Below are 21383 nucleotides of genomic sequence, written 5' to 3'. Positions count from 1 at the left end.
TGTGCCGATAAGTATGCCGCGCCTGACGAAGATCGTTTGTTGTCTTGGCACGTTAGGATTACTGGCCGGATTGGCATTGTCGGGATGCGATTCAAGAACGAAACCGGAGGCGGTCGATTTGGACATTTACAACGAAAAGATGTACGCCAATCCTTTTCCTTCCCTAGAGGAAGAATGGGAGGATTACGGCAATGGGGACCCGTATGTATTACGGCATGACGGCCGCTATTATTTGTATGTCAGCACGAAGGATCACCGGACGGGCATCAAGGCTTGGATATCGGACAATCTGGTCGATTGGAAGTATGCGGGTCTGGTGACGGAGGATCCCGTATCGACCGGCGCCTACGCACCAGAAGTGATTTACTGGAACGGCTGGTTCTATCTCTATACGTCTCCGGCAGGAAAGGGGCATTATGTGTTTCGCAGCGAATCGCCGACAGGCCCGTTCGAACGGATCTCCGAGAACGTCGGGATGAGTATCGACGGCTCGGTGTTTATCGACGATGACGGCTCATGGCTGTTCACGCATGCAGGTTCGTCAGGCATTGTCGGCGTTCCCATGGACGGCCCCGCCGAATTCGGGGTGGGTCAGACGATCCCAGGGCCCTATCTGGGACATTGGACGGAAGGGTCCATGATTATCAAACGGAACGGAACCTATTACATGACGTATACCGGCAATCACGTGTTCAGCAAAGGTTATCGCATTCACTATGCCGTGTCCCATGATTCGCCGCTCGGTCCGTATACCGTTCCGGTCAACAACCCGCTTGTGATTAGTACCAAGCCGGAGTTCTACGGGCTCGGCCACAGCTCGACCGTACTCGGACCCGATCTGGATTCCTATTATCTCGTATATCATAACTTGACGGGAAGATCTCAGGAAGGCCCGCCTGTCCGTCGCATGAACATCGACAGGCTGGTCTTCAACGGAGACAAGATGGAGATTCTGGGGCCTACGAATTACGACCAGCCCGTTCCGGGAGGGCCGGTCTTTGCCGATAGGCTGGATGCAGCCGCCATCAATCAAAGCCGGTGGGAAGCAGTGAATTCTGGAGGAATGGCACAAATCGTGAGCAAGGAGAGCACGGATCAAATGTATACGGCCGAATATAACGTGGTCCCATCGAAGGCTCGCGTCGCGGCTTTGTTTGCGTATCAGGAAGCGAATCAATACGGATTCGCCGAAATCGAGCCCGAGCTAAACCGGATATCCGTGGGCAGGATGGAGGGTGGAACACGCGATGTGCTTGCAACGGCGAAGATTTCCGAAGACACGGATTGGTCCAAGCTGCACACGATTCGCGTCGAGCGCGGAGGAGATCGGCTCCGGGTTTACCTGGACGGCACTCTGAAGCTCGATCAATCAGCGGAACCGTTTGGATCAGGCAAAATCGGTTATCGATACGAAACCGGCGAGCCGAGCTTTTCGTATACGGCATTCTCGAATCACGCTTCCGGCAGCAGTGATTTCGAAACGGCAAAACCGCTTCCGGGCAGCATTGAAGCGGTGCATTACTTAAGCGGCGAAGGCAGAGGATTCTCGGTCCGTCATCCATCGGCAGCAAGCGCATGGCGTAGTTCTGACGGTACGGCGATCCAGGTGGCAGAGGATGGGAGCTACTCGGCATCGCTGACGGAAAAAGGCGACTGGTTGCGTTATGCGGTGAACGTGTCGGAATCCGGCATGTATGCGCTGGACCTAACGGTCAAGGCCGGAGCGGGGCCGGCATCCTTCAAGCTGCTCGTGGACGATAAGAAAGCCGGAAACTATAAAGTCGACGGCAGCCATTACTCCGGTAACGAACCCTGGGTTAAAATTCGGGTTGGATCCCTAAAGCTTGAAAAGGGATTACATAGCCTTGCCATTCAATTGGACAGCGACCATACGATGGAATGGAAAACGATGGACTTCGAGCTGGTCGACGAGCATACGTTCAAGTTGGAGCATCTTTTGGAACAAACAAGCTCCGAGGATGTCCACGGCCAGTGGATCGAAACTGTCGGCGGTTTTGCCGGGGCTGCTAATTCCGATGCAAAGATGTATGGAGGAAGCCCCCTTTGGACCGACTATCGTATCCGGACGACCGTGAAGCTGGGCGACGATCCGTCCGGTCAGGCGGGCGTGCTCTTCCGAGTGACTAACGAGTCGGATTTCCGGGATCAAGTGAGCGATTCGCTGATGGGATATTTCCTTGCGGTCAGCGCGACGAAACTCGAGCTGTACAAACATAATTACGATTCCGAATTGCTGCATAGCGTCAAGGTTTCGCTGGAACCAAACGAGCCGGTAAGCTTGCGCATCGAGGCGGTCCGAGGCACGATTCGCGTATATGTGCAGGACGGGGAAGAGCCGGTCCTGACATACGATGATCCCCAGGCATTCATGCAGGGGAGAGTAGGCCTGCGATCGGTTCATGTGGAGCAGATCGAGCTCGGCGACTTGACGGTGGAATCCATAGGTACGAAATAGATACGATAAACTTACAGAAGATGGAGAGTGGAACATAATGTCTAGCTCGCACAAATATATTAAAGACTATCCCAGACCGCAATTGGTACGTGAAAACTGGGAAAATCTGAACGGGGAATGGGATTTCCGGTTCGACGATGCATGGGAAGGGGAAGATGGCAAGTGGTACGACCGTCTTGAAGCCGACCGCAAAATTACGGTCCCCTTCGCGTTCGAGACGAAAGCAAGCGGTATAGCAGATGAATCGTTCCATCCCTGCGTATGGTATGAGCGGATGGTTGCCATACCTGCTAAGGAAGCAGGCAAACGTGTCTTGCTGCATTTTCAAGCGGTCGATTACTCGGCGACCCTGTGGGTCAACGGCAACAAAATCGGTACGCATGAGGGAGGATACGCAGCCTTTTCCTTCGATATTACCGAGGCGGTCGAGCTTGGCCGAGAGAACAGGATTACTGTTCGAGCTGTGGACAGCAACAGCTGTACCCAACCGCGCGGCAAGCAGCGATGGATGAAGGACAACTTCGGCTGCTGGTATGTGCAGACGACGGGGATATGGCAGACCGTATGGATGGAGTACGTGAATCCGATTCATATCAACCGGGTGAAAATAACTCCTGAGCTTGAGCGCGGGGCAGCGAACTTCCATTATGAACTCGGCAATTCCGGGCATGATTATGATGGATTAACCCTTCAGACGATCATCCGGTTTGACGGGAAGCTGATCCGCTCGACGGAAACGAGTGTGGAGCGAGGAACCGTAACGGTTGACGTAAGCGTCGTCAACGAAGCGGTAGGGGAATGGAAGATCAAGCCATGGCATCCGAATCATCCGAATTTATACGATGTCGAGATGATCCTGAAACAAAACGGTAATCCCATCGATACGGTCTATTCATATTTCGGCATGCGGAGCATCCGGATCGTAGGCGATCAAATTATATTGAATCATACGCCGATCTATCAGAGATTGCTGCTGGACCAGGGCTATTGGAACGATACGCATCTGACGCCTCCGTCGGAGGAAGCGCTGCTGGAAGACATCGACAAAACGCTTGCCCTAGGCTTTAACGGCGTGCGCAAGCATCAGAAGCTGGAAGATCCCCGTTACTTATATTGGTGCGACCGCAAAGGGCTGCTGGTATGGTCGGAAATGCCGTCGACCTACGAATTCGGGGACGATGCGGTGGAGCGATTCACGAATGAGTGGATGGCTGTTGTCCGGCAGCATTACAATCATCCTTCCATTATCGCATGGGTACCGTTCAACGAGTCCTGGGGGATAACCGACATAGCCACCGACCGCAAGCAGCAACAATTTACCGAATCGATCTATCATTTGACCAAGGCATTCGACCAGATGCGGCCGGTCATCGTGAACGATGGCTGGGAGCATACGATTTCGGATATCATCACACTCCACGATTATGAAGAGATAGGCGCTATGCTGGAAGAGCGATATCGGGACAAAGACGCGCTGTTAGGCAACGAATTTGCGCATAACAAGCATCGTTATCCATTCGCACAGGGTTATGGCTATCGAGGCCAGCCTGTGATCATCAGCGAATATGGCGGCATCGCCTTCACAAGCGAAGAGGGTTGGGGTTACGGCAATCAGGTTCGCAACGAGGAGGAATTTTTGAAGCGATACGAGGGAATTACGCAAGCCATAAAAAATTTACCCTACGTGAGCGGATTCTGCTATACACAAATTACGGACGTGCAGCAGGAAGTGAACGGCTTGCTGACGATCGATCGTAAACCGAAAGTGAACATGGACTCAATTCGAAGCATAAACTTGGCGTAAGCGAATAGAGAACGTACAACCATACTTTTTTCTGGAATAGGTTATGTTTTCTCATGAGATATAGGCATGGAAAGAACAGGGACTCGTCAATCGACGGGTCCCTGCCGCTTCTTCCAGCCGTTTTGGAGTTTGTTTTTCATATAACGGGAAAATACAACGTGCCGGATATAGGCCCATAATGAAGAGTTGCTTGACGGAAACTCAACCTGAACAGAATGGATAAGCTCGAAAAACTCCACGAAAGAGCTGGTAATGGCAATACCTATTCAATAAATGCAAACGTCGGGACAATTGATGGGCAGTGTGCACTGAAGTATGCAGTGTGCATTTGATGTATGCAGTGTGCACTGATGTATACGGTGTGCGTCTGCTGTATGCGGTGTGCGTCTGATGTATGCGGACAGGAGATCCGCTATTTCCGAATAAATGTACCAAATTCAAGACTTCGCGGACACAGAATCCGTTATTCTCGGTTTCTCCTGTTTTTAGGGTGGTATATCAGGAAATAGCGGAATCTGTGTCCGCTTAACCTTATATTAAGCCCCTTTGCTTACGAATAGCGGAATCACGGTCCGCACGTAGTTAGTCTAACAGCTTCTATCTCGTAAAATGCCCCAAAGTATCATTGGTTTCCCATATGGGTTTCTCTATAATTTAAATATTTTTCGCACCTGGCGATAAATATTCAGATTATATTAATGTTTCCAAAAGTAGATAAATTGGAAAGGAGATATAGCGATACAAGAAACATGTCGTGCATCTATGTGTCTTATATAATGGCGCTACAATAAATTATATTACAATCCAAAAAGTTATCTCTAGTAAGGAGAACAATATGCAATGTAGACGGGAGAACTTTATGTTACGACGTAAGTTGTTGTCCTGAGAAAACCACTATCTCTGCAAAGAAAATGAGGATATTATGTTTATATGGAAAGGGCAGGATGAGAGAGAACTAAAAATGAACGGGAGGTAATTCTTATAATATGAAAGATATGAATTATTACAATACCTTTATTCAAGTTTCTGAAGACTGCCCTGTTAGCGCGGCTAAAATTCCGAAGGCAAAAGGTGAGTCTAAGACCATACCGGTTATTCAGTATGAGATGATATCGAACCATCCCTACCAATACACGCAAGAGGATGTGTTATTTGAAGTGTTTGCCGCGCGCAATCATATCTCGGAAAATGATAGAGTATTCGCTCGCGAGAAGTTCTTCTCCAAAGGGCAGCCTTGTCTCCGAACCTCGTCCTTGAGCAAACGCTTTGGCTGGGGTATTCATCATGACGCTCAAGGGAAAGTCGCGATTTATGCCGTAGAGTCAGAGGAATACGCAAAACTCATGAACGATAAAGGCATTGCTCAAGTAAAGGCGATGCGCTCCAAACGAGCATAGGAGATATCGGAAATTTCATGTTCGCCTATACAGTTCAATGAGACACATAGGAATTGTAACCAAAGGATCGGAACATAAATCATTGGATCGGCCGCCGTTCTGATGGACGTAAAATGAGCAATTAAGAAGAAATGTCACATGATGTTTTAAGTTAAAATGAGTGTAAATCGCGTAAGATAATACACGAAAGGGTGGGATGATGTCAGAAACCGAAGATGATAAGAAAATCCATTGGAAAAGGAATATCATTCTCTTCTTAAGCAGCCAGACACTCTCACTGTTTGGTTCTGCCTTGGTGCAATATGCCATTATGTGGTACATCACGCTGACTACGCAGTCAGGCATGATGATGACGCTGTATATTATTTGCGGATTCATTCCGACGTTTTTGCTGTCGCCGTTTGCGGGCGTATGGGCGGACCGCTTCAATCGTAAATCGCTCATTATGATTGCGGATGCAATGATCGCGGTGGTTACGCTAATTTTGGCCATCACGTTTATGCTTGGCTACCAAGCGGTTTGGCTGCTGTTTGTCATTTCTGCCGTACGTGCACTCGGGGCAGGCATTCAGACACCAGCGGTCGGGGCGATATTGCCTCAAATTGTGCCGCAAGAGAAGCTAACGAAAGTTAACGGTATTAACGGCAGCCTGCAAGCACTCACCATGTTCGTAGCGCCTATTGTCAGCGCGGCTTTGCTTACCATGGCAACGATCGAAATGATTTTTTTTATCGACGTCGTTACGGCTGCGATCGCGATCTTTACCTTGTTTGTCTTTCTCAAAATTCCGCTGCACAAAAAGGCATCTGATACGCAAAGTACAGGCTACCTGGACGACTTCAAGGAGGGCTTGGCGTATATAAAACAGCATGCCTTTTTAAAATCCTTTTTTATCTTCTTCGCATTTTTCTTTGTGCTCATGGCACCTGCTGCCTTTCTGACTCCGCTGCAGGTTACCCGCAGCTTCGGTGACGATGTATGGCGCTTAACGGCAATCGAAATCGCGTTTTCCGTCGGCATGATGGCAGGAGGAGGGATCATCGCGTCATGGGGCGGGTTCAAAAATAAAGTGTACACGATGGCTATAGCCAGCTTCATCATGGCCGCATCTACTTTTGCGCTCGGCATTGTACCTGTATTCTGGATTTACTTAGCCATCATGGCTGTGTTCGGAGTAGCGATGCCTATATTTAATACGCCGACGACCGTCATGCTGCAGGAGAAGGTGGACGAAAATTATCTGGGACGTATATTCGGTGTCTTCGGGATGATCTCGACTTCCATGATGCCCATCGGGATGTTGATATTCGGACCGCTTGCTGATGTGGTTAAAATCGAATGGCTGCTGATCGGTACCGGACTGTTTATGCTCGTACTTACGGTATTCTTCGCTCGGAACAAGCGATTGGTTGAAGCGGGTTTGCCACTGCCAAAAGAACAAGAAGCCACTTCGGATTAATGCTTCAAGCCTGGACCACAGCGGCTTCAGATCTAGTACATCCGTCTGCCACGGGATGTTTCTCCAGTTATAATAAGCGAGGATGAATATCCGAACGCCCCATTCGTTAAAGGATCAGCAGAAAAAAGGATCAACAGAAAATCGACATACCGAATGAAGTGTGGAAGCTTATACGAAGTGTCCCAGGCTGGTTATCGTGCGCATAGGAACCATCAAGCATATTACCAAGTCATGAATACAAGGAGCTAGTGACCTTTAGAGGTTACAGCTCCTTTTGTCGTGAACAAGAATATCTACGTAGATGAAGCCGCGGTTATCGAGACTCTGATCCATCCTTATAATTTTCTAATACCATCTGGACGTAGTTTTCGGCAATTTTCGTTCTATCGAATCCTGTTATATTTATTGTTGACAGATTTTAACACCAGGAAGATAATAATTGTAACTATGGTAAAAGGAGGGAATATGTTTTAGGAGTTTTTGTTCGAATGGAATTTCTAAATGTAAAGATTCGGTTGTACCTCGTATATTAACCCACTAAAGGAGTGTAGTCATGTACGGTAAAATCGTAGACATTTTGTGCTCTATCAAAGAAGACCAACCGGAACTCCGCCAAAACCTGTCCCTCGATACGGATCTAAACAACGATATAGGCCTGGATTCTCTGCAAATGATCCAGTTTATGCTCAAAGTCGAAGAACAGTTAAACGTGGTCATTGACTATGACCAATTCGATTACGAACATCTCCAGTCGATCGACTCATTTATCACTTTTCTGAAAAGCTGCCAATCGCAGGAGCAGCCCCTATACGAAGATGTCAAGCAATGATGCCGGCGTGATTCCGAAAATCGTGATGGGTACCTTCGATCCCGAAACACGTTGGAGGGATCCGGATCTGGCCCGGCTGCCCGCTATGCCCGATAAGGACCGGGAATCGATTGTCCTCTGCATGGACGAGCTGCTATTTCCATTTTGCGGACCGGACGATGTCCTTTACAGTCGTTGCAAAATTGATCCGGCGCTGCACGAATACCTGAACGGGCTGGGTTTTTCTTTTCAGTCCCATTATCACTATGATTTGAACGATGAGCATAAGCCTTTACCAGGATCAGACGTTTTCAAGCGGTGCATGTTCAGCCTTGCAGCCGAACAAGCCCAAGATCCTATAACGGCAAACAGGGTGCTGCAGACGGCAGGTGCCGGTTATTCTGAGGGTGCACTCTTGCCGGGATCGATCTCTTCCTTATATGCCGCAAACGGTTTGCGCCAAACACAATCACCGGATGAAGCGTTGTTCACCAACGCTACCAACATTCTATCACCGTACGCTATTACGGCAGAAACGGAAACTTACCTCCGTGCCGCAGGACCGTTTGATCCTTTACCGGACATGGAGACGGTTGTACGTGTTAACTCCAAGATATACTCGAGCAGACTCCTGGCTAGCATCGGCGAGAAGTGCTACGGGATGGAGGCAAACAGCGCTGCGGAAATAGAGGCGATTGGAACTACGCTTTTGAAGCGGGGATCGTATTTGCTGAAAGATCCATTCGGTGTTTCGGGCAAGGGTAACCTGCTCATTGATAGCGAAGCCATGCAGCGAAGGATAGCGGAGCACCTGTATAAACAGGAGGGCAGCGGATTGCGCGTTCAGTTTCTGCTAGAGCCCCTGCTGCCGAAAGTGACCGACTTCAGTTCTCACTGGTTTATCCAGGAGAACGGTGAGAAGGAGTTCATCTCCGTTCAGCGGATGATGAATCACCAGCAAAATTACAGCGGGTCTATCCAAGCCGATGAAGATTTTAACGACATGCTGGAGAACGCCGGCTATTTTACGGTGATAGAGAAAGCGCTCCGGGCGCTGGCCGAGGACGGCTACCACGGCTTTGTCTGCTTCGACTCCATGATCCTGGAGGACGGAGAAGTCGTATCCATTGTGGAGATCAACGCCCGCAAGTCCATGGGACTGATTAACGCGTATCTCGATAAATGGTGGGAACCATATGGCCTTATCGGCTGGCTTACGTTCTTTTCTCTCGGTCTTCCGCAAGGCTTCACATTCGGGAAACTCCTGCATTCTCTGCGCGAATCCGGTCTTCTGTTGACAGCACCCGGGGATTACGGGATCGTTCCGTTATCATCCAATACCGTCATGGTGAACGAGATTCTAACACGGCGCCGTATCGCCGAAGGAACACAGAACAAACGGGGTATGCCGAAGGGACGGCTGTATGCAGCCGTGCTGGGACGTGACGACGAACATCGCAGCGAATTGGTCAAAAACCTGCGTCAGATGCTCGCCGACTTATCCGTTAAAGTGTACAACTAAATCTGGAACTCGGAGGCTGCGCATGTATTCATCTTCGGTCACCTTGCTGGCGTCGGGCAATTCGCTTGGCGCATACATTCCGGCTATGCATCTGCATACGTACCTGCAAGGCAAAGGTATCGGAACAGAGGTTCATGTTCTGGAGAACTTGTATCACGAGGAAGTCCGGCACAAGATACGCTCTACCAAAAAAGCATTCCATGCGGATTTCTCCGTTGCCCGTATGGGCCATAAGCTGGCCAAGCCCGTTGACTCTTCCCTGGATGAGGAAGCGGTCCGGAGAATGCTGGACGACTGGAGACAGGCCGGTGTCTCCCGCTTTGCCGTCTTTACCGGCTTCTGGCTGCCAATCCTGGAGCGTTATAAGGCAGCTGCCGGCATCCCGCTGGACATCCGGCTGATTCGGTTGGATGCGAGTGATACGCCGTCTTATAAGGTACACAAGCAATTATATTTAGGCTACGACAACATCTGGTTCTACGAGCACTCAAAGCTGTCGCCGGGCAGTTACCTTGCTTCGGACGAAGCAGAGCCTCTGCCTTACGCGCAGCGTACCGGACGCATTCTGATCCATGGCGGCGGCTGGGGGATCGGGACCTATGCCGCAACGATCTCAGAACTTCGTAAGCTCGGATACAGCCTTGATGTGATCGTTTACGATCCCTCTGAGGTGGAGGAGGACGACGGGGTTACGCGCTACTTCGGAACGGAGGCCTTCTGGGATCCGTGGAGCAGGGATGTGCAGGGGCGGCACACATTTCCGCCGATGGTGCGTTATGTCCGTGAAGACGGCGTTCTCCAGGAGTTTCCACTCGGGGATTACTCTGCTTACACGGACCTCATGCGAAATTGCGTTGCAATCATCAGCAAGCCGGGGGGAGCGACCCTGAACGACTCGCTGGCGTTCGGAATCCCTTTTGTCATGCTGGAACCGTTTGGCGACCATGAGCTTCATAATTCAGCCTATTGGGAATCCTGTGGTTTCGGTATCCGGTTTGCGGAATGGAAAGCTCAGGATTTTTCGAAACCTATGCTAGAGGAGATTTGCAGACGTTTGTTGGAGCAGCGATCAAAAATCAACCATTTTGGGAGGAACACCTATGCAGCCGAAAACAGCAGTTACGTTTGACCAACTGACGTTCCGTAATATGAAAAGAACCCTGGTACCGCTAGCGGAAACGGGAAGGAAGCTCAAAGAGGACCCGACTTATGCGGCCCCTGTACCTTATGAGATTGGGATCAAACTCAATAACGGATGCAATCTGCGCTGCAAGCATTGCTTCGAATGGAATCCGGAAGGCTTCCATCACGGCTTTGCCAAAGAAGTAAAGAACGACGAAATCGAGATTCCTGTCGTGGAGAAGCTACTTGCCGAAACGAGAGAACGCAAATCGCGCGTGTTCCTGTGGGGCGGGGAGCCGTTGTTCTACTCCAAGTTCGATGAACTGGCGGAGCTGCTGGCCAAAGAAGACCGGTATACGACCATTTGTACGAATGCGATTCTCATTGAACAGAAGCTGGATTCTATTCTGAAAATGTCGGAAAATCTGGTCATGCTGGTCAGCCTGGAAGGCTTCGAGAAAGAGAATGACGCAATAAGAGGCAAAGGCACATTCAAGAAAGTGATCCACGCCATACAGCTCCTGCTGGATCTGCAAAAGCAGGGCTTGTATAAAGGCAAAGTATCTGTAGCTCTGACAGTAAATGACCAGATGGTCGGCAAGCTTTACAGCTTTATGGAATACTTTGAAGAGATGGGCGTAGATTCCGTGTACTTCTGCTTCCCTTGGTACATCCCTTCCGGTACGGCGGAGAAAATGGATACCTATTTTGATGCCCATTTCCCTCACCTTGCTTCCCGCTTTGCGGACGATCATAAGAACAGCTGGCACTCCTTCACATTTCACATATCGCCGGAGCATTTCGATACATTGATCGAAGAGCTGAAACGCGTCAATTCACGCGTATGGAATGTACGTATCCGATATCAGCCCGCGCTGGAGCCCGAAGAGGTGGAAGGGTTTATCCGTGGAAGCGAGAAGCCGGCCATGAACCGGACGAAGTGCTTCTCGATCTCGAACCGGATGGACGTGATGCCGGACGGCAAAGTGAATCCGTGCAAATTTTTCCCGGAATTCAGTGTCGGCAATTTGTATGAAGATAGCGTGGCGGATATTTTCCACGGCGAAGATCTTCGGAAACAGCGCGAGGTTCTGGCCTGCGGTTTGATGCCGATTTGCTCGAAATGTGTGCTGCTTTATAACAATGGAGTTTAAGCGTTTAAACTTTATGCCGTTCATTCAGGCAGATCAGGCATACGTTTGGGAGGAGCGGAGATGGACTATATCCGTGTACGGGAGCTGCACAAATCGTTTGTGTATTACCGGAAAGAAGCCGGACTCAAAAATTCATTGAAAAACTTGTTTGCTCGCAAGTCACTGGTGAAGGAAGCGGTTAAATCCGTTTCCTTCGATATCGGTCCCGGCGAGTGTGTTGGTTTTCTTGGGCCTAACGGGGCGGGTAAGACTACGACGCTCAAGATGTTATCGGGCATTCTATATCCCACGAGCGGAGAGGCCGATGTACTCGGCTATGTGCCGTGGGAGCGAAAGAATGAGTTCAAGCGGCTTTTCTCCATCGTGATGGGTCAGAAAAACCAGCTTTGGTGGGACCTTCCCGCCAGCGAGTCGATTTATTTGAACAAATGTATTTATGACGTGGACGATGATCTCTACCGCCGGAGTCTTGCCGAGTTATCGGAAATGCTTGATGTGCAGGACCTTTTGGACGTGCAGGTGCGTCGGTTGTCCCTGGGGGAGCGGATGAAAATGGAGCTCATCGCCGCTCTAATCCACCGCCCTAAGCTGCTTTATCTCGATGAGCCGACGATCGGCCTCGATTTCCCTTCCCAGAAGAAGGTCAGGGAGTTTCTGAAATACTACAATGAACAATTCGGCGCGACAATTCTGCTGACGAGCCACTACATGAAGGATGTGGAGGATCTGTGTAAGCGGACGATCATCATTAATGAAGGCAGTATTCTGTATGACGGTGATCTTCATAAAATCAACGATCTTTTTGGCGAGAACAAAGTGATAAGGCTGCAATTCTCCGAACCCGTTGCCGAGCAGCGGTTGGCCAAATTCGGAAAAATCGTCAGCGCAGACGACTACAACGCAGTTTTGGAGCTGCCTAAGTACCGCTTGAAGGAAGTGTCGCGTGCCGTGCTCGATTCGTTTCCGATCGTGGACTGGACAATAGAGGACGTGGCGATCGAGGAGAGTATTTCGATGCTCTACCGCAAGGAATCCGTCGGATGAACAGAGGCAAATTGTATAGGGCTGTTTTTTCAATGGGCGTCCAGCATTCGATGGAATACCGTTTTCACTTCTTTCTTGGTCTTCTGGGGGCCACGTTTCCGATTGTTGTCCAGTATTTCATCTGGACGGCGGTGTACCGGCATTCCGGTCAGGATGCGCTGTTCTCGTATTCGTACGGTCAAATTATATTGTATACGATCTTGGCTGGATTGGTGTCCAAGCTGATCGCTACCCAGTTCGAGCACCAGATTGCCGACGATATCAAAAACGGTGGTCTTAACAAGTATTTGATCAAACCGATCAGCTATTTCGGGTATCGGCTGGTATCTTTTTTCGGCCAGAAGGCGATCTATTACGGGATTACAGCTTTACTGCTCATCGGGATTATTGGTTTCGCATCTGCTGGTGGCGTGCTCGAGCTCCAGGCTATACGCCTGATCCTGTTCGCGGTCACGCTATCGGGGGCGCTTTTGCTCAATTTCCTGATCGCCTACTGCATCTGTGCGAGTGCTTTTTATCTGCATGAGATCTCGTATTTTTTTGTCATTACAAGTCTGCTCGTCAATATTTTGAGCGGAGGCATGTTTCCGCTCGAGATTTTCGGGGAGTCGATTGTGAAGGCACTTCAGTACACGCCATTCCCATATACGATTTATTTTCCGGTCAATATCCTCAGCGGCAAAGCGGAAGCGGCGGCTATGTACCAAGGGCTGCTAATCCAGTGTGGGTGGATTCTGCTGTTCTTCTGGTTATCCCGTCTGACTTGGCGCATTTCCATGAAGAAATATTCGGCAGTAGGGGGGTAACGGACGTTGCGTATGTTTAAAAACGCGAAGAAATACATGCGGCTGTACGGTTTATTCATCAAAAATTGCCTCATCGCTCAAATGGAGTTTCGGGGCAATTTTATGATGAGCCTGCTGGTCGAATCCGTCTACCTGCTCGCCAAGCTGTTATATGTGCTCGTCGTGTTCCGCACCGATCTTCATGTAGATGGCATACCGCCCGAAGGGCTGCTTCTATTTATAGGCATGCATACGGTGGTGACCGGAATTTATGTAGGCCTGTTTTTTACAAATTTCATGAAAATTCCCGAATATATTAAGGACGGTTCGCTTGATTTAATGCTGACGAAGCCGGTATCTCTTCAGTTCATGGCTTCCTTGCGTTACGTCGATTTGGCGCTGCCGATCCCCGATATTCTGGTTGGGTTCGTCATGGTCGGTATCGGCTGGCATGCCATGGATATTCCGCTGACGTTCCTGCAGCTCGCGGGGTTTGCCCTGCTGCTGCTCGCCTCTGTTATCATCACATACTGCCTGATGATTATCCCGGCGCTGCTGTCATTCTGGTTCGTCCAGACGGGCTCCGTATCCGAGATCGCCCATTCCATTTGGGACGCCAACAATTTCCCTATGGCTATTTACCCGACCTGGGTCCGGCGGATCGGAACCTTTGTTATTCCTCTATTCCTCATTACCAATTTCGGACCGATGTTTCTGCTTGAGCAGCTCAACTGGCTGCATGTGGGACTGGCGCTGGCCGCTTCACTTCTGCTCTTCGCAGCTGTACGGCTGCTCTGGAAACAAGCCGTAAAAGGATACAGCAGCGCGAGCAGTTAAGCCAGCAGTTTGGTGGGTCTGAATGAATGCCAAGCTTGCATCCTTGCATGAGGAATGAGAGTAGATGCGCCCGGGCTCAATCGCACCGAACACTGCTGGTCAGGATTCCGGATCACTTGTCAGAAAGGGGAGAATCAGATGAACGCGTTTCAGCTTCCGGTGGTGAATCCGCCGCTTAAAGGATTTTTGCGGTGGGCTTACACACTCTCGATCACCAGCATCCACGAAGAAACGATGCCTTGGTATTACAGCAATTTTATCCAGATGTTTTGCAAAAAAAACTTTCTGGAGGACGGCAGGCAGTATTATGTCGATTTTTTTCGGGGCAAGCCCAACGAACTGAATTTCAACAACCCGTTTCTTCTCACCTGCTCGGTCAATTATACGATTCTGGAGAGTTTGGCATTGGACGCCTGGCCGAAATTTTTCGCGGATCAGATCCAAAACGGCTATTATTGCGTTGTGTTTTTGGACGAAGCCAGGCTATCGCCGGCGGCCTCCTATCAGAAGGAGCCGTTCCCACATCATCTTTTTCTATATGGTTTCGATTGGGACGAAAGTGTCTTCTATGCGTCGATGTTCGATCATACGGGAGTTTACCGCAATTTGCAGATCCCGTTCCGGGAGTTCCAGGACGCCGTTCAGTCCATGAGGCATCTTCTAAAGGAGAGGCTCACGGCCGACCATCATACGTACTTTTATAAATATGAGCCGCATTCTCCATATCCTTTTGATAAAACGGCCGCGATTGATCAGCTGCGCGATTATTTAAACGGAGAAACTCATCTCAACCGGATCAATTACAATTCGGACAACGAGGAAGCTTTTGGAATTAAGGTCTACGACTATTTGCAACTGTACTTTGATGCCGTAGAGGGTAACGATTCCCGGCTCGGTGACCGTAACGATGTAAGACACCTTCATGTGCTCTGGGAGCACAAAAAGATGATGAGCGAACGGATTGGATACTTGGTTGATGAGGGGATCATCCCGTATGATGAAGAGCTTGTGGCTGGCTACAAGGATATCACCAAAAGGGCGATGAAGCTGAGAGATCAGTATATTCGTCATGAAATTCGCGAAGATAAAGAAATGTTTGAACGGCTGAGGCTCCGGTTCGATGAGTTCCAAAAGGAAGAGCCTGTTCTCCTGCAAAAACTGATTACGCTGCTCGAAGGCTCGAAGGAGTCACTGGTAAGTACCTGCGGAACCCGATGCGATACATACTAGAAAGCAGACCGGGTATTCAGTAATAGGGGAAGTATTGTTAGAGCAAAACCTGCTAGCCATGGCTAGCAGGTTTTTTGTTTATTTTACTTTATGGCTTAATGATGGTCGCGTTAGCCTAACTTCGTCGATAATGAATCCCATATGCTCATCAGTTGAGTAATGGCGGCATCCAGGGCTTCGTATGAAACACCGTCTCGTGCTTGCGTCGACATTCCTTGCAGAAATGTTTCGAATAAGGTTACCAGCATGGGGATATCCGTTGAATCCGGCAACTCTTTATTGGCTACGGCCCGCTCTATACAGCCTTTTAGCCAACTGTGGACCCTAGCTCGTTCCTTGGCAAGCATCTCTCGGATGTGTTGTTGCTCGGGTGAACAATTCACAGCGGACAAAATCAACAGACAACCTAGAGGGTGGGAGCCTTCTGTCTGCATTTGAGCCGATCGTCGTAGTCCTTGTTCGATGGCCGTTCTTGATGTCACACTTGTATCCCTGAAACTTTCAGAAACTTGTCCATACCTCGAGATATATTCATCCATTACTTCTCGGAATAGAGATTCTTTTGATTCGAAAGCGGCATAGAAACTCGCTGCAGATATATCGCCCATGGCAGCACGTAACTGAGCAAGCGAAGTGGATTCATAGCCGTGTTCCCAGAACAGAAGCATGGCGGCAGCAACTGCCTCGTCACGATTAAAAGCTCGTGGTCGTCCCGTTCGTGCCATATAAATGCCCCTCCTTTATTACTTTTATACTAATCGATCCAGAAGTCCTTGACAAGGGAGAAGGGTGAATTTAATATATGGAATGATCGATCCATAATTGAATTTATCATGAGGGGGAAAATATTTTGTCTCAATTATCATCTTCCACGAGTACGGCACAAACGGTAATTACGCCTGCCAGACTTCCTTGGTTAGCACTGCTCGCGCTTGCGATGACAGGTTTTATTTGTATCTTTACAGAAACCATTCCAGCCGGTTTACTACCGCATATCTCGGGAGGTTTGAATATTACAACAGGAATGGCCGGACAGCTCGTAACTTCCTATGCTTTGGGTTCCATTGTGGCGGCAATTCCGTTTGCTATGTTTACCGGTGGGATGAGGCGACGTCCGCTTCTGTTAGCTATTATTGTAGGTTTTTTCATCTTCAACTCGATTACCGCACTGTCAAGCAGCTATGCATTAACGCTGGTCGCGCGATTTTTCGCAGGTGTATCTGCCGGTGCCGCATGGGGGATGATTCCCGGATACGCACGTCGTATGGTTCCGGATGCTTTAAGAGGTCGTGCCTTGGCAGTTGCGATGGTTGGTACTCCGATTGCTCTTACGCTAGGCGTGCCGGTTGGCACCTTGCTCGGTGATCTGATCGGTTGGCGACTTGTATTCGGACTCATGTCACTTCTGACTCTCGCATTAATTGGATGGGTTCTGTGGCAGGTGCCGGACTATCCCGGACAGCCTGGAAATCAACGTATGACGATCCGTCAAGTGTTTGTTATGCCCGGCATCCGTCCGATTCTTATGGTGGTACTGACGTGGATGCTGGCACACAATATTTTATATACGTATATCGCGCCGTTTCTTGAGCCTTTGGGACTGGTTGAGCGTGTTGATCTGGTCTTGCTTGTATTTGGAGCGTTCGCACTGATCTCGATCTGGATTGTGGGTCTGTTGATAGATCGACACCTGCGCCTGCTTGTACTACTTAGTCTGTTGGGCTTCCTGCTGGCAGCCGCAGCACTAGGGATGGGCGTCACATCGGCGTTCGTCGTTTATGCGGTCGTGGCATTATGGGGATTTACCTTCGGCGGTGCCGCAACCATACTGCAAACAGCGCTTGCCGATGCAAGTGGTGAAGAAGGCGTGGACATCGTAATGCCAATCAATACTACAGTCTGGAATCTGGCCATCGCCGGTGGCGGGATTGTCGGGGGTGCTTTGTTGGAGTTTATTGGAGTCAAGTCGTTTCCGGGAGTGCTGTTGATTCTGCTGATCATTGCATTGACTATTGCGTGGAGTTCGAAGAAACATGGTTTTCCCAGCAAAACATAAGACTTTATAGGTTTGTTTTTCATGCTGGATAAAACTTGTATAATCCATGTTATGCTATGCTTGTAATATATTAACGTTAATTTAGTGATGAAATCGGTAGTAACGGTATATACTCACCTGAAGTAAGTATGCCAGTAAGGATCTTTAAAATTCATAAAGGAGAAACATATAATGAGTATAGAATCAGAACTCTCTTCTCAAATATACCGGCTTGGGGAATTACACAATGATTTTAGAAACGGTGAATTCGAGGAAATGAACACGCTATATTCAGATGAATTTCAAGGCATCCTGTACATGCCTTCAACGGGAACAATGGAGATGTACAATGCCGAGCAAATTAAAAAAGGAAATGAAGATGCTGCACGTTATTACAAAGGCAAAAACATTAAGTTTATTTTTTCGGGACTGAAAATCCTTCCCCAATCTGAGGATCAGGCCGCAGTTTCATATGAAGTCACGCACCTAAACGATACTAAAATCGTACGAGCCATTTCACTCGAAGTGTGGAAAAGAGTAGACGACAAATGGAGAATGATCCGCTGGTATGAGGAAAAGGGGGAGGTCCTTTAAAATGTATAATCTTACTAGGACCCGTTATATGGGATATCCTGCATTCCTAATGTTGAGTTAAGTTTCACCCAAGCGATTCGAAATGGGGTTCGTATGAAAGGAGTGCGCATGGACCAAAACATAAAATTAATGTTCTTGGATGAACATGCCATTGAAGGTGCAGCACGGTTCGGAGTTAGCCCCAAGGAGCTGACTTTTATTGGAGGATTTCAAAATTTTGTATATTCCTACAATCGCAATCATATGAAATATATCCTCCGTTTCACACCGAGCACTCATCGCACAGATGAAGGACTTGCAGCTGAAATAGAATGGATTCGTTATCTATCAGAGAATGGTCTAGCAGTTTCAGACTCGGTATCTTCGATTAAAGGAAAGGACTTTGAACGAATCCAAGGAAATCATATTGATTTCTACGTGACCTCATTCAGATATGCGCCTGGTCGTAAAATCGGATACCCAGAATGCCTGGATAATCCAGTACTCTACGAGCAATGCGGACGCCTGACTGGCCGTCTCCATGAACTGTCGAAGCGTTACAAACAAAAGGCAAATAGACACACATGGGAATGCAATGAATACCTATTACGGGCCAAACATTATATACCTGCAGAGCATCTACCAATTCTTCATGCACTTGATGAACTTAAAAGACATTTGTCCAGTCTCCGTGTTACTACTGATAATTTCGGTTTGATACACGGAGATATCAATGTAGGAAATTTCATGGTTGATGAATCAGGGGAAATAACGCTCTTTGACTTCGATGAATGCCAGTACAGTTGGTATGTCGAAGACATTGCCATCCAGCTTTATTATTTGCTCTACGTATTCGGGGAAGATTCGAAGGCAGAGCGTAAGCGGCAGTACGAACTTTTCATGAAACATTTCGAGCGGGGCTATACAGAGGATGGCCGTCAAATGCCTGACGGCTGAAAGGATCAGCTGAAGCTCTTCCTGAGACTGCGTGAAATTATCGTGGTTGTCGGTATGCACCGGAGTTGGGATCTAAGTCAAGCAGATGGTTGGACCCGTGATTTTTTAAGTGATAGTAGGATGCGGATTCTAAAAGGAATTTCGTTGATCGACAAATTCCAGTAATTTATAAAAGCGAGGAAAAGACGGGACAAGTATGGTTAGATGTTTGATAAACACTTCATAACTGAAAGGGGTGTGGAATATTGGACATCATTTTTATTCGTCATGGGCAAGGCTTACATAATACAGACATCCCTGACAGACTGAATACAGTGAATCCCCGGTTGACCGAAAAGGGGCGCGAGCAGGTAGCTAAACTGAGGTCAGAATTCTCATTTCATCAAGAGGATGTGTTTATCTCCAGCCCAACATTAAGAACAATTGAGACCACCAATATAGTTACATGTGGATTGAACTCGGCGAAGAAATACGTGACCCCACTCGTTGGACCACGAATGTTTCCGATGCCCTCAAACCCCGAAGCCTTTATGTTGAAATGTGATATCCACTATCCACTTGGTATGATCGTAACCGACCATTCAGACTATATTGTATTGGAAAAGGATCATCCGGAGTTATGGAAAACGGGAATTAATACGTTGTCTGAATCCGCATTCGCACCACTTGGATTGAGATTGATAAGGTGGATTAAAGCGCTGCGTGTAAAGAGGGTCTTTATCATAACTCATGATGGAACGGTAACGAACTACCGATGCTTGTTAGGTGAAGGTGGATTGACAAGGTCTGATTTCTTAGGAGAAGCTGGCTGGTACAAGGTGAAAATATAGCCACACTTTGGATATTGGATAATTCTGGGCTGTGATTGATGTTATAATCAAAGTGGACGCTTTATTTCGACACGAGGGAGGAGATGGCGGCTGAATAAACGCACATGGTATGTCTTTCTGGCAATTTGCGTTTTGATTCTAATCAGCGCGATGATATATTCGGCGTTTCAAAACAGAACATCGTTTAAGGAGATAGTCCTCGATCAGTTGAATGAACCTGGGACTATTAGCCATATGAGCGTCGGGAAAAATCGGTTCCGTCCGAACGAGCAAGTGATAGAAATTACAGATCCCGCAGAGATCGAGCGCATCATGAACACCTTTTCCGAAGTCAAACTGCGTAAAACCAGCAGAGTGGATCACGGTGACGATGAATATGAAGTTTGGTTCCAGGGCCGTAACGGCCCAACCTTTGCCGTATACTTCTTTAGTTCAGACCACGTGCGAATCTATAACGGTTCGAGCAATCATAAAAGGTACAACAGGGAGTATAAAATCGTGAACGACTTCGATTTTGGGGTTATCGAAAATCTATTTAAATGAACGAATGAGGAGGAAGGTCATGGGAAGGTTGACGTTTCTCTTCATTATTTTTGGAACCCCAGGCCGATGTGAGGGTCATTTAATATACTCGTCCGTATCATTTTTGAATCGTCTTCTGCTGCTTGAAAAAATACTGGACTACTCGTTCCAGTTTGTTTATACTCATGTAGAAAAGGAGGGGGTATCAATGGGACGGACCAAGGAATTTGACCGGGAGCAAGTACTGCGCAAGGCCATGATCGTATTTTGGGAAAAAGGATATGAAGCTACAAGCATACCGGATTTACTGGAATCCATGGAGTTGAGCAGATCCAGTATGTACGAAACGTTTCAGGATAAACAGACGCTGTATTACGAGGCCATCCAATATTATAAAAAAATGTCGCAAAAAAAACGCGATCAGATGATACATGCAACTTCTGCGATCGCGGGGATCCGCCAGTATTTCGAGCTGCATATCATGAACGCTTTTGCCACGCACGGCGAAGCTCTCCCCAATGGATGTCTGATTACGAATGCTTCTGTTGGTTTGGATACGGTGGATGAGCCCTTGCAGAATATGATTCGCCAAAGGTTTACGGAATTGGAGCAGCTGTTTTATGAGACGTTAAAGAAAGGGCAAGAAACGGGAGAGATAGCCCCGGAGAAAGATATTAAAATGTTCTCGTACCTTCTGCTGAATCTCAACCATAGCATCAACGTAATGGCCAGGGTCCAGAGGGATATTAATAAAGTCCACGGTATGATGAATGCGGTCTTCGAGATGCTGTAAATCTATTTTTTTTTCATCAAACCGGAATGATCATT

At 48.2% G+C, this 21383-nt stretch carries 19 protein-coding genes; 18 read left to right on the top strand and 1 reads right to left on the bottom strand.

The window, feature by feature from the left end; translation table 11 throughout:
- The first annotated feature begins 1 nt into the window (after window position 1).
- The 12 genes from MKY48_RS18715 (at window position 2) to MKY48_RS18660 (ending at window position 15638) form a co-directional block, all read left to right on the top strand.
- Window positions 2-2476, top strand: a complete 2475-nt coding sequence (locus MKY48_RS18715; RefSeq protein WP_339265379.1) for a family 43 glycosylhydrolase — start codon at window positions 2-4, stop codon at window positions 2474-2476.
- Window positions 2477-2513: 37 nt separating this feature from the next.
- A complete protein-coding gene (locus MKY48_RS18710) occupies window positions 2514-4280 on the top strand; it encodes a sugar-binding domain-containing protein (protein WP_339265377.1) in 1767 nt (588 codons plus the stop codon).
- Between the two features lie 986 nt (window positions 4281-5266).
- On the top strand, window positions 5267-5677 hold the full coding sequence (locus MKY48_RS18705) for a DUF6157 family protein (protein ID WP_339265375.1): 411 nt from the start codon (window positions 5267-5269) through the stop codon (window positions 5675-5677).
- A gap of 199 nt (window positions 5678-5876) precedes the next feature.
- Window positions 5877-7136 carry an MFS transporter gene (locus MKY48_RS18700; protein ID WP_339290316.1) on the top strand — a complete coding sequence of 420 codons (1260 nt, stop codon included), beginning with the start codon at window positions 5877-5879 and terminating at the stop codon, window positions 7134-7136.
- Between the two features lie 553 nt (window positions 7137-7689).
- Window positions 7690-7965, top strand: a complete 276-nt coding sequence (locus MKY48_RS18695) for an acyl carrier protein (protein WP_339290314.1) — start codon at window positions 7690-7692, stop codon at window positions 7963-7965.
- The gene (locus MKY48_RS18690) at window positions 7952-9466 is read left to right on the top strand and encodes a hypothetical protein (RefSeq protein WP_339290312.1); all 1515 of its coding nucleotides are present in this window, start codon (window positions 7952-7954) and stop codon (window positions 9464-9466) included. The genes MKY48_RS18695 and MKY48_RS18690 overlap by 14 nt, the downstream gene beginning before the upstream one ends.
- A 22-nt stretch (window positions 9467-9488) precedes the next feature.
- Window positions 9489-10595, top strand: a complete 1107-nt coding sequence (locus MKY48_RS18685) for a hypothetical protein (protein ID WP_339290310.1) — start codon at window positions 9489-9491, stop codon at window positions 10593-10595.
- Window positions 10567-11742, top strand: a complete 1176-nt coding sequence (locus tag MKY48_RS18680) for a radical SAM protein (RefSeq protein ID WP_339290308.1) — start codon at window positions 10567-10569, stop codon at window positions 11740-11742. The genes MKY48_RS18685 and MKY48_RS18680 overlap by 29 nt, the downstream gene beginning before the upstream one ends.
- Before the next feature lie 60 nt (window positions 11743-11802).
- Complete coding sequence (locus MKY48_RS18675; RefSeq protein ID WP_076321627.1) at window positions 11803-12786, top strand: ABC transporter ATP-binding protein; 984 nt, start codon at window positions 11803-11805, stop codon at window positions 12784-12786.
- Complete coding sequence (locus MKY48_RS18670; RefSeq protein ID WP_339265366.1) at window positions 12783-13592, top strand: ABC-2 family transporter protein; 810 nt, start codon at window positions 12783-12785, stop codon at window positions 13590-13592. Before MKY48_RS18675 ends, MKY48_RS18670 begins: the two co-directional genes overlap by 4 nt.
- Window positions 13593-13604: 12 nt before the next feature.
- Window positions 13605-14408, top strand: coding sequence for an ABC-2 family transporter protein (locus MKY48_RS18665; protein ID WP_339273561.1), 804 nt, complete (start codon window positions 13605-13607; stop codon window positions 14406-14408).
- 138 nt (window positions 14409-14546) lie between these two features.
- Window positions 14547-15638 carry a hypothetical protein gene (locus MKY48_RS18660; protein WP_339265364.1) on the top strand — a complete coding sequence of 364 codons (1092 nt, stop codon included), beginning with the start codon at window positions 14547-14549 and terminating at the stop codon, window positions 15636-15638.
- A gap of 110 nt (window positions 15639-15748) precedes the next feature.
- Here MKY48_RS18660 and MKY48_RS18655 read toward each other — a convergent pair whose 3' ends face one another.
- Complete coding sequence (locus tag MKY48_RS18655) at window positions 15749-16363, bottom strand: TetR/AcrR family transcriptional regulator (RefSeq protein WP_339265362.1); 615 nt, start codon at window positions 16361-16363, stop codon at window positions 15749-15751.
- Between the two features lie 125 nt (window positions 16364-16488).
- On the opposite strand from MKY48_RS18655, the gene MKY48_RS18650 reads away from it, so the two are divergent.
- The 6 genes from MKY48_RS18650 to MKY48_RS18625 all read left to right on the top strand — a co-directional run bounded on the left by MKY48_RS18650 (window position 16489) and on the right by MKY48_RS18625 (window position 21348).
- Window positions 16489-17694 (top strand): MFS transporter, encoded by a 1206-nt coding sequence (locus tag MKY48_RS18650; protein ID WP_339290304.1) that lies wholly within the window; start codon window positions 16489-16491, stop codon window positions 17692-17694.
- A 171-nt stretch (window positions 17695-17865) separates the two neighbouring features.
- Complete coding sequence (locus MKY48_RS18645) at window positions 17866-18267, top strand: hypothetical protein (RefSeq protein WP_339290302.1); 402 nt, start codon at window positions 17866-17868, stop codon at window positions 18265-18267.
- A gap of 108 nt (window positions 18268-18375) precedes the next feature.
- Entirely contained in the window at window positions 18376-19203 is an 828-nt protein-coding gene (locus MKY48_RS18640) for a phosphotransferase (RefSeq protein ID WP_339290300.1), read from the top strand.
- Window positions 19204-19448: 245 nt separating this feature from the next.
- The gene (locus tag MKY48_RS18635) at window positions 19449-20033 is read left to right on the top strand and encodes a histidine phosphatase family protein (protein ID WP_339290298.1); all 585 of its coding nucleotides are present in this window, start codon (window positions 19449-19451) and stop codon (window positions 20031-20033) included.
- A 234-nt stretch (window positions 20034-20267) separates the two neighbouring features.
- Window positions 20268-20576 carry a hypothetical protein gene (locus MKY48_RS18630; protein ID WP_256720450.1) on the top strand — a complete coding sequence of 103 codons (309 nt, stop codon included), beginning with the start codon at window positions 20268-20270 and terminating at the stop codon, window positions 20574-20576.
- Window positions 20577-20763: 187 nt separating this feature from the next.
- Window positions 20764-21348 (top strand): helix-turn-helix domain-containing protein, encoded by a 585-nt coding sequence (locus tag MKY48_RS18625; protein ID WP_339290295.1) that lies wholly within the window; start codon window positions 20764-20766, stop codon window positions 21346-21348.
- Window positions 21349-21383: the final 35 nt, after the last annotated feature.

The sequence above is a fragment of the Paenibacillus sp. FSL W8-0187 genome, assembly GCF_037969755.1.
Classification (GTDB): Bacteria; Bacillota; Bacilli; order Paenibacillales; family Paenibacillaceae; genus Paenibacillus_AQ.
This window is presented reverse-complemented; position numbering and strand designations above follow the sequence as displayed.